This window comes from Roseovarius sp. TE539 (assembly GCF_003298505.1).
Lineage (GTDB): Bacteria > Pseudomonadota > Alphaproteobacteria > Rhodobacterales > Rhodobacteraceae > Roseovarius.
This window is the reverse complement of the sequence record NZ_QNGB01000053.1, coordinates 1-6,404: the sequence shown is the minus strand read 5'-3', so window position 1 is coordinate 6,404 and position 6,404 is coordinate 1. Positions and strand designations below refer to the sequence as shown.

Genomic DNA, 6,404 nt, shown 5'->3' with positions numbered 1-6,404 from the left:
TGGGCGCAGCCGCTTGAGCGAGTTGATGGCTCCGCGCCTGCGCCCATTGCTCACGCCGCCGAATGATGGCAAACAAATGAGGAACAGACTCGACTTGCGAGTGGCCCTGAAAAATGGGGCAGGTCACGAAAGACAAAGGCCTGAAGCAGGGACGCGGTCGCGGCGGATATGGCTATCGGCGCGGGGACTAAGATGCGATCTTAGCCTTGGGCGAACGCTTCGTTCACGATGTCTTCCAGCATAGTGATTTCTTCATCTGATAACTTCGAGAATGGCTCCCTGTCGCGCCTTCTTTTCGGAAACTGGCCGTCATTTTGACGAACAAAGAGGATAACTTGCTGGGCCAGGTTGTCCGGCATTTCCACGGCGTTCATGATGCCGCGCATCGCTTCATCATGACGCTTGAGATAGTCGATCTCGCGCGGCAGGTCTTCTTCAATGGTTCGTTGCACGCATTCATACAGAAACTCGGCTTCTGCCGTGCAATCATAGAAGCGATAGAGATCGGCGGTCTCGTTCAGAACCTCGATATTACCATTAGGCAGAGCCCGCCAGTCTATGAAGTCCATCAAAGGGGCAGAATGCCCCTGCAAAACTTCGCGATACTCGTCGATGCGGTCGAGCATAACGGACGATACAGGAAAGACCATGCCGGAGGGCGTGAATTTTCGCTCTGCAAGAACATGATGGATCAGGCAGCGATGCAAACGACCATTCCCGTCTGCCAGTGGGTGGATATAGACAAACCCGAACGCAATGATCGCAGCCTGCAACACCGGATCGACATCGTCGGTATCGGTGATGCGTAGTCGGTTGTTGCACTCGTTCAGCGCCGTCATCAGATCGAAAACGTTGTCCGCGCGTGCCCCGATGAACTCGGGGATCGGTTCATTATTATGGTCACGTTCTCCAAGAAAGACCCCGTCTTCCCGATAGCCGACAGGGGTTAGCCGATCATCGCCGATCAGAATGCGGTGAAGACGGTAGATTTCTGTCTGGTTGAGAGGACGCTTGCCAGCTTCAAGGATGGCGCGTCCCCAACGCTCCAGTCGATTAACGGGAGGGCGCTCGCCCTCGATCTCGAAGCTCGCGCGACTGTCGGCAAGCAGCATGAAGCTTGCCGCGCGTGCAATGACATGGCCGCCCGTCCGGCCAATCGTTTCGTTGGCCTTACTGGGCAGATCAAGCGCGATCAGGGCTTCAAGTTTTTCGGTGCGCCGGATGATGGGACAGAGGGCGCCGGTGCCAAGCAGGTTGTCACGCACGCGATGTCGCTGCGAGAACCGCTCCTTGCCCGTGAAGTAGTGCTTTGGATCAAGCGCCGGGATGGCTGTAACCTTCGGCGCATCCTCGATTTCCAGCGTGTTGCCTGTCAGTGTCTCGTAGAAAAACCATATCCGCCGTGAGAACGCACCGGTCGGTGTTGCCTTGACGATCTCCTCCACAGCATCCTGCGGAACAGTATCGAATATCCGTTTCAGGATCAGAAGATCGATGTCTTCGTGGCGGAGTGCAAAGTTCAAATGTCCTTCCAGCGTACTTTCCGGTAGATAGCGCTTACCGAAAACTTCCCAGATGCCTTCGGTACGCTTGTTGCCGCGCACATGCTTTTCCGAGATACAGGCCGGGTTGCGAACAGGGGCGCGTATGCCGAGGCTGAAGACGAGAGCCGACCAGCCCGCAAGGCTTGCATTCTCGGGAAGAGGCTCGTCCAGAAAAAATTGAGGTTTCAGGTCTTCTAGTTGCAAGGTCGAAATCTTCTCACGAGTGTTGAAAAAGGCACTACAAGTGTGCCATCTGTTGAAAATCAATATACATGTTTCTATGGCGAAAATCAATCACCGATGTTGAGAAGCGATCACAGGGACGCAAAATGTCGAAAATCGATGTTCGCGTGCTGTCAGTGACTTGCGTCTGGCTCCGTCTTAATGAAGCTTCCGGCGCCATGGCAAAAAGGCGCGGATGAAGGGGTGCCGATGCTGCGGCTGGTGCCCGTTACGCGTGTGGAACGTTGAGAGAAGGGATTTTCGATGGAACGGGATGAGCTAAAGATCGAAATCGCGCTCGAAGAGTGATTTTATCTAAACGGCATCTGTTAGCTGCAGACCGCGCAGGCGGTCATTCACCACGTCGCTGACGATATCGACAACTGCCGTGGGGAAGCCTTTGGGCAGGGCCTTTGCAGCCACGCCCAACGCCTCGGGCGCCTTGGCCTCGACCTCTTCGATGATGGACGTTGCGCGCTTCTTTGAAATACCGGCGCGCATGGCCGTCTGCACAAAATGCCGCCCGTGAATCTGATCAAAACGATAGCGGCGGCTATTGCCGACCGACATCGCCATCTTCATCTGTTTGCGCTCGATCTGCCTGGCATTCAGTGCAGGCTGGGCTGTCAGGATGTCATAGAGCGGGGTCATGCGGTAGCTGCCGCCGGAACTCAGAAAAACACTGAAGTTCTTTGCGTGCCCGTCAGTTGCGCCGATCAGCCAGAACACCAGCTGGGCTTTCAGGAAGATTTCCTGATCTTCCATCGGCGTATCGCTGCCCTTTAGCAAGTCAAGCACATCGACCATGCCCGGCCCGCCTTCATTTTGGTATTTGAGCGTCGGGGGCACGGATAGCGCCTGACAGCAATCCTCCTGCGGCAGGCGCAGCAAACGGCCATCCTTCGTCCAGCGGCGGTCAAAGCGCTCGATGGCGAGCGCTTTGGTATCACCGAAGGTTTCAATGGTGGCGGTATTCACCGGCAAGCCAAAGGCTGCGGTCAGCTTCAGGCAGTAATATTCGTTCTCGACGCTGTCCGAGAGATCGATGCCGCCGGGTAATTCGCCAATTTGCGTCTTGATCAAATGCGTTGTTGGTGTCGTGCCGTGCGGCTTGATCCATTTTCCGTCATGCCAAAGCAGCGCCGTCTTTTCCTGAGCGCCCGCTACAGAAATCCGGAATTCATCATCGCTGGTCAGACCAAGCGGTGCCTGGCTCAGGCCTTTAAGGATTTTTTCTATGGCGGCTTCATCGACCGGTTCGCCTTCCAGCGTGCCAGTGGCATCAGGCGCATCATCATCCCCCGCAATAAATTGCAGCGCGCCCACACAGTCATGACCGATCTCGGTCAGCATGCTGTACGCGTCCGTACCGCGCGCGCCCACCTTTTCGGCAACCAGGCGGCGCAGCTTGTCCGAATCCGGCAGCAGGTTTTCGAAGACGGCGGCGACGGGTTCGCCGCGATAGGGTGTCTCTCGTAGTGGCAGCGATAGAGAGACCGGCAGGGCGTGCTCCCAGCCCAGCCAGTCCTCATGATGCGAAAAGCCGATGGCACCGCTGGCCTCGCGGCTCAGCGTGCCGACGCGGCGGTTGTTCAGATACACGCGCAAGGGTGCGTAGGCCGGGCGCCGTCCCATCAGAACAGCTCCTCGATGTCGCGTTCGTGACCCTTGGAACGCGCGCCGATCCTGAGCTCAAGGTCGAGCGCAGCAAGGACGGCGAGGATGGATTCGAGCTTTGCGGGTTTTTGACCGCTCTCGATCATCGAGATCGTCGCCTGGCGCAGGCCTGCCCGCTCGGCAAGCTGCATCTGTGTCCAGTCGCGCTTCTTGCGGGCACGCTGGATGATGGTACCGATCTGTCTTGGTGTGCGGGCTAGATCATTCATAAGTACAATATACGTTATGACGCATATTTTGTCAATATGCGGTGGAGCGGATAATTCTTGCTTATACGGTGTGGCAAATAAATCGATTTTATCGGTTAGAGCGTATAGAGTGTATGGGTGATTTGGGAAGCGCTGCGCCGGTGTGCTGGCGGTGCACGAAGTGGCTAACCGTCAAAGGGCTCAAGGCCTCACCAGCAAAGCAGGGCGGGCGTGTGTAGGGCGGCAGGAACATCAGCCGTGCACCCGTCGCCTCGATCATCTCTTGCACCGACGCCCGTTTATGGCTCGACAGGTTGTCCATGATCACCACGTCGCCGGGGCGCAGCGTCGGGATCAGCACATGGCGGACATAGGCCTCGAACCAGTCTCCGTTGATTGGCCCGTCGAGCGTCATCGGCGCGACCATTCCGGTCTTGCGCAGCCCGGCGACCAGAGTCGTGGTCTTGCGGTGGCCATGCGGGAAGCCCATCCGCAGCCGTTCGCCCCGTTTGCAGCGACCATGGCTGCGGGCCATGTTCGTCGCGGTCCAAGTCTCGTCGACAAACACCAGGCGCTCGGGATCGAGGTCGAGCTGCCCGTTGAACCAGTCCAGGCGCTTCTTCAGGACGTTCGGGCGGTCCTGCTCGACGGCATGGCCGGTCTTTTTTTCCTTGTGATCCCGTGCCGCTGAAAGAAGCGCCACAGCGACGAGGTCGAGGCCGCGACGCCACGCTCAGACAGATGCCTGCAGAGTTCCGCCAGCGTAATGTCCGGTGTTTCTTCAAGCGCCGCGCGGATCACCCCGGCATGTGCCTCGATCCTGCGGGATCGCATATCGCCCCCCTGCGGCTTCGGCGCGAAGGACCCCGTGGAGCGTCGCTCGTTGTCCCAGCGGATTGCCGTCGAGGGCGCGACCCCGTACTGCGCGGCCGCAGCACGCCGGCTCCGGCCGGTATCAATCGCCGCGATCACCCGTTCCCTCAGGTCCATGGAGAGTGGTTTGCCCATTGCTGCCCCCAAAATCTGCCTCGGGGTCAGTGAATCAAACCTTCGGCCCGTTACCTTCGCACGTCGTCGCTCGGTGGCCACCAGCGACTTTTTTTGTGCGTGAAGCCCAGGCGCCTGAGAAGGCCTGCAATCGCCGAGTGGTGGACAGTGACGCCCTCGGAATCGGAAAGCGCATCGCGCAGCTCATAGAGCGTGATGTCCGGGTCCTGCGCCACCAGTTCACGGAAGAAGCCAACATGCGCGGCCAGTTTGCCGGTCCCAGAAGGCCGACCCATCGGCGCAAGCTTCGCAGCTCCAGAGCGCCGAATTTGCCGCGCCCATCGCCCGCCTGTGGCGGCAGAGATCTGCAAGCGGCGAGAGGCTTCTCGCCCTGTTAGCCCTTCACCGATCAGTCGCGCAAATCGGTCTCGGAGTTCCTTTGGCAATGGTGCTGGCATGATGCTGATCCTCCCAAACAGGGTGAATCACAAATCAGCCTCCAAGGGAATCCTCCCGATTCAAACTTTCCTCGAAACGCTTTAATATCAATAGTCTGCAGTGATAAGTGGCGGCCCCGGCAGGATTCGAACCTGCAACCTGCCCCTTAGGAGGGGGCTGCTCTATCCAGTTGAGCCACGGGGCCGTGTGAAGTTTCTTAGCCTTCGTCGCATCGTTTGTCATTGCCCGATTTGTCCACCACGAAAATTCCGGATTTGGAGAGTCTGGACTTCTTGAATATCTTGGCCTGGGCCGAGGTCGTTCCCTTCCTCGACTACCCGCCTCCGGTGCGTCGACTGATCTATACGACGAATGCCATCGAGGCGCTGAACTCGAAAATCCGGCGCGCCGTGCGGACCCGAGGCCATTTCCCCAGTGACGAGGCAGCGGCGAAATTGATCTATCTCGCGCTCAATGCTACCTCCACGGAGTGGAAGCGCTCAGTGCGAGAATGGCACGCGGTCAAAAGCCAGCTCGCCATCATGTTCGAAGATCGCTTCCCAATGGCGTAACAAAAGGCGCCAGGGCACAAAATTCCGCACAGTCTTATGCCTGACGGTGGCGAACACGCTTTCTATCGGGTTGCCCGTTCGCAGGTGATCCCAGTGATCGGCGGGGAAGTCGTAGAAAGCGAGCAGGGCGTCGCGGTCCTTGGTCAGGCAGGTGACCGCTTTTTCGTATCTGACACCGTATTTCTCAACGAAGATGTCCATCGCGGCCCTGGCCTTGACGCGGGTCTCGGCCTGGCAGACCTCGCGCAGGTCTGCCTTCACCGTGAGTTGCATCGATTTCGGGAACTTGTTCAGGACATTGGCGGTCTTGTTCGACGGGGCTCCGCCCGTTCAGGGCTGGATTGGTCCACCGGACCAATCCCGAGACGCCCTTCACCCCAACACCGTTGATGGCGTGTGCCTGGAAACACCTCGTCGAGGGCTTTCCGTTCGGGCATTCCTTCGAACCGGTGGCAGTCATGCCCTCACCCCATGGCCCCATCGCCAATGGCGATCTCGGGCGGCACCGAGAGGCCGCGGGCCTTGACATCGACCAAGAGCTCGCGCCAGCTCTGCGCGCTCTCGCGCACCCCGACCTGAAAGCCGACGAGTTCCTTCTTTCCTTCGGGCTTGGCCCCGAGAATGACCAGCATGCACTCGGCCTGCGGCTCCATCCGGGCCTGGAGATAAACGCCGTCCGCCCAGATGTAGACATACCGCCGCGCCGACAGATCGCGGCGCTGCCAACGGTCAAATTCTTGCTGCCACTCCCCGGTCAAGCGCGAGATCACACTGGG

At 58.7% G+C, this 6,404-nt stretch carries 6 protein-coding genes, 1 tRNA gene and 2 pseudogenes; 1 reads left to right on the top strand and 8 read right to left on the bottom strand.

All coding sequences use genetic code 11. The features are described from left to right. Positions 1-200 precede the first annotated feature (200 nt). The 7 genes from DQW77_RS17660 to DQW77_RS17635 form a co-directional block, all read right to left on the bottom strand. Positions 201-1,748: a Fic family protein gene (locus tag DQW77_RS17660; RefSeq protein ID WP_113259638.1), complete on the bottom strand. Its 1,548-nt coding sequence runs from the start codon at positions 1,746-1,748 to the stop codon at positions 201-203. A 333-nt stretch (positions 1,749-2,081) separates the two neighbouring features. Continuing rightward, on the bottom strand, positions 2,082-3,401 hold the full coding sequence (locus DQW77_RS17655; protein WP_113259636.1) for a type II toxin-antitoxin system HipA family toxin: 1,320 nt from the start codon (positions 3,399-3,401) through the stop codon (positions 2,082-2,084). Continuing rightward, on the bottom strand, positions 3,401-3,652 hold the full coding sequence (locus tag DQW77_RS17650) for a helix-turn-helix domain-containing protein (protein ID WP_113259634.1): 252 nt from the start codon (positions 3,650-3,652) through the stop codon (positions 3,401-3,403). The genes DQW77_RS17655 and DQW77_RS17650 overlap by 1 nt, the downstream gene beginning before the upstream one ends. A gap of 88 nt (positions 3,653-3,740) precedes the next feature. Next, complete coding sequence (locus tag DQW77_RS18410) at positions 3,741-4,334, bottom strand: transposase (RefSeq protein WP_220124994.1); 594 nt, start codon at positions 4,332-4,334, stop codon at positions 3,741-3,743. Further along, a complete protein-coding gene (locus tag DQW77_RS18405; protein WP_220124993.1) occupies positions 4,253-4,639 on the bottom strand; it encodes an IS630 transposase-related protein in 387 nt (128 codons plus the stop codon). The genes DQW77_RS18410 and DQW77_RS18405 overlap by 82 nt, the downstream gene beginning before the upstream one ends. Positions 4,640-4,689: 50 nt before the next feature. Further along, a complete protein-coding gene (locus tag DQW77_RS17640; RefSeq protein WP_113259632.1) occupies positions 4,690-4,914 on the bottom strand; it encodes a hypothetical protein in 225 nt (74 codons plus the stop codon). Positions 4,915-5,184: 270 nt separating this feature from the next. Continuing rightward, positions 5,185-5,261 (bottom strand) — tRNA-Arg (locus tag DQW77_RS17635). Positions 5,262-5,361: 100 nt separating this feature from the next. Between DQW77_RS17635 and DQW77_RS17630 the strand changes: the two are divergent. After that, positions 5,362-5,628 (top strand): annotated as a pseudogene (locus tag DQW77_RS17630) (transposase); the annotation flags it as partial. A 24-nt stretch (positions 5,629-5,652) separates the two neighbouring features. Here DQW77_RS17630 and DQW77_RS17625 read toward each other — a convergent pair. After that, positions 5,653-6,404: pseudogene (locus tag DQW77_RS17625) on the bottom strand (transposase); the annotation flags it as partial.